Below are 2,874 nucleotides of genomic sequence, written 5' to 3'. Positions count from 1 at the left end.
TGCGCATCAACGCCGTGGCACCGGGCATGACCGACACGCCCATGACGGCCGGGCTGCTTAAGCTGCCGGCCATGCGCGAGGGCGCGGGCCGCCAGTACCCGCTCGGCGGGGTGCACACCGCCGAGCTGGTGGCGCAGGAGATTGCTTGGCTTCTGTAGGAAGCCGCCAGCAGCATCACCGGACAAGTGCTGCCGGTGGACGGCGTCTTCACCCATGTGAGGCCGCTGGTGAAGTAACCGCTGCGCGGGGGCGGTGTCGAACTGCTCCGGAGCGCAGCTGGAGCCGCCGTTTGCGGACGGACTATAATGATGGGTTTATTCCATCTACTGCATCCGCATTTCAGGAGCCGATCATGGCCGTCCAACAAATCAAAAAATCGCCGTCCAAGCGCGGCATGCACCGCTCGCACAACGCGCTGTCCGTGCCGGGCATTGCCGTTGAGCCCACCACGGGCGAGACGCATCTGCGCCACCACATCAGCCCCAACGGCTTTTACCGCGGCCGTCAGGTCATCAAGAGCAAGTCTGAGGCTTGATTTGCGCGGCGGACATGGGCGGCGCGGCGTCTTGCGTGCGGTCGCCTGAAGCTGCCGTGATTCGCATCGCTGTCGATTGCATGGGGGGGGATCACGGCCCCTCCGTGACCCTGCCCGCGTGCGCAGCCTTTCTGGCTGCCTATCCCCGGGCGCGTCTGTTGCTGGTGGGTCGCCCCGACGCCTTGTCTGGGCTGCCGCCGCAGCTGGATGTCAGCCGTTGTACCGTCGTGTCCGCAGCGGAGGTCGTCGAGATGGACGACCCCGTCGAGGTCGCTTTGCGCCGCAAAAAAGACTCGTCCATGCGCGTGGCCATCGCGCAGGTCAAAGAGGGGGCGGCGGATGTGGCGGTGTCGGCCGGCAACACCGGGGCGCTGATGGCCATTGCGCGTTATGTGCTCAAGACACTCGACGGTATCGAGCGGCCAGCCATCGCCACGCAAATACCCAATGCAGCCGGTGGCGCCACTACCGTGCTGGACCTGGGGGCCAATGTCGATTGCACGGCAGAGCATCTGCTGCAGTTTGCCATCATGGGTTCGGCCTTGGTCGCCGCCAACGGCCGCGACAACCCGAGTGTGGGCCTGCTCAACATTGGTGAAGAGGTCATCAAGGGCAACGATGTCATCAAGCGCGCTGGCCAGTTGTTGCGCGCGGCGGCCGCCCGCGGCGATCTGCATTTCTATGGCAATGTCGAGGGCAACGACATCTTCAAGGGCACCACGGACATCGTCGTCTGTGACGGCTTCGTGGGCAATGTCGCGCTCAAGGCGAGCGAGGGTCTGGCCAGCATGATCGGGGCGTTTTTGCGCGAGGAGTTCGGCCGCGGCTGGCATTCGCGGCTGGCGGCGCTGGTGGCCTGGCCAGTGCTCGCGCGCTTCAAGCGCCGCGTGGACCACCGGCGCTACAACGGAGCGGCGCTGCTGGGCCTGCGTGGACTGGTCTTCAAGAGCCATGGCTCGGCCGATGCGTTTGCCTTCGAGCAGGCGCTGCGGCGCGCGTATGATGCGGCTGAGGCCCGATTGCTCGAGCGCGTGCAGCGCCACATCGCCCGAGCTTCGCCCCTGATGGCGACCTCCTCGGGTCAATTGCCGGCCACCGTCTCCGATTGAGCGGGCGCCCCGCCGTCCATTGCCAGGAATGAGATCGCCGATGAGTCTGTACGCCCGCATCACTGGGACGGGCAGCCACCTGCCCGACAAGCGACTGACCAACCACGACATGGTGGCCCTGCTCGCCGCGCGTGGACTCGAGACCAGCGACGACTGGATCGTCGAGCGCACCGGGATCCGCGCGCGCCACTTCGCTGCCGAGGGCGAAATGGCCAGCGACCTGGCGTTGCAGGCCAGCCTGAAGGCGCTGAGCGCCGCTGGCCGTCAGCTGCATGAGCTGGACGTGATCGTCGTGGCGACGTCCACGCCCGACATGGTGTTTCCGTCCACCGCCACGATCCTGCAGCGCAAGCTGCACGAGGCCGCCCAGGCCGCGGGGGGGCAGGGGCCCATCGGGGCCGCTGCATTCGATGTGCAAGCCGTGTGCACCGGCTTCATCTATGCGCTGACCGTGGCCGACGCCTTGATCCGCACCGGCGGCGCGCGCCGTGCGCTGGTGGTGGGTGCGGAGGTGTTCTCGCGCATCCTGGACTTCGACGACCGCACCACCTGCGTGCTGTTTGGCGACGGCGCCGGCGCCGTGGTGCTGGAGGCCATCGAACACGACGGTGAAGGCCCCGGGGTGCTCGCCACCGACATCCATGCGGATGGTCGGCATGCTGGCATTTTGTGTGTGCCCGGCACGGTGGCCGGCGGTCAGGTGCTGGGTGAGCCGTTGCTGCGCATGGAAGGGCAGGCGGTGTTCAAGCTGGCCGTGGGGGTGCTGGAGGAAACGGCCCGCACCGTGCTGGGCAAGGCGGGCATGACCGAGGCCGACATCGACTGGCTGATCCCACACCAGGCCAACATCCGCATCATGCAGAGCACGGCGCGCAAGCTCAAATTGCCCATGGAGCGGGTCGCCGTCACCGTCGATCAGCACGGCAACACCTCGGCGGCGTCGATTCCGCTGGCGTTGGACCATGCGGTGCGCACCGGCCAGGTGCGCCCGGGCCAGCTGCTGTTGCTGGAAGGGGTGGGCGGCGGCTTCACCTGGGGCTCGGCGCTGGTGCGCTACTGACGACATTTCACATGGGAGCATTGGTACGATGACCATGTTTGCATTCGTGTTTCCGGGGCAGGGTTCACAGTCGGTGGGCATGCTCGACGCCTGGGGCGACCATCCGGTGGTGCGTGCCACGCTGCAGGAGGCTTCCGATGCCCTGGGCGAGGACATCGGTCGCCTGATCC

4 protein-coding genes and 1 pseudogene are annotated in these 2,874 nt (G+C 66.9%); all 5 read left to right on the top strand.

Translation table 11 applies throughout. The annotated features are described in order from the left end of the window. The first annotated feature begins 14 nt into the window (after nt 1-14). Nucleotides 15-158, top strand: coding sequence for a hypothetical protein (locus tag P3W97_RS09635; protein ID WP_300846197.1), 144 nt, complete (start codon nt 15-17; stop codon nt 156-158). A gap of 194 nt (nt 159-352) precedes the next feature. Then, nucleotides 353-535 carry a 50S ribosomal protein L32 gene (gene rpmF, locus P3W97_RS09630; protein ID WP_300846195.1) on the top strand — a complete coding sequence of 61 codons (183 nt, stop codon included), beginning with the start codon at nt 353-355 and terminating at the stop codon, nt 533-535. Nucleotides 536-591: 56 nt separating this feature from the next. Continuing rightward, nucleotides 592-1,644 (top strand): phosphate acyltransferase PlsX, encoded by a 1,053-nt coding sequence (plsX, locus tag P3W97_RS09625; RefSeq protein ID WP_300846193.1) that lies wholly within the window; start codon nt 592-594, stop codon nt 1,642-1,644. A 40-nt stretch (nt 1,645-1,684) separates the two neighbouring features. Further along, the gene (locus P3W97_RS09620; RefSeq protein ID WP_300846191.1) at nt 1,685-2,704 is read left to right on the top strand and encodes a beta-ketoacyl-ACP synthase III; all 1,020 of its coding nucleotides are present in this window, start codon (nt 1,685-1,687) and stop codon (nt 2,702-2,704) included. Nucleotides 2,705-2,732: 28 nt separating this feature from the next. Continuing rightward, a pseudogene (locus P3W97_RS09615) lies at nt 2,733-2,874 on the top strand (malonyl CoA-acyl carrier protein transacylase); the annotation flags it as partial.

The sequence above is a fragment of the Tepidimonas sp. genome (assembly GCF_029335975.1).
Classification (GTDB): domain Bacteria; phylum Pseudomonadota; class Gammaproteobacteria; order Burkholderiales; family Burkholderiaceae_C; genus Tepidimonas.
This window is presented reverse-complemented; position numbering and strand designations above follow the sequence as displayed.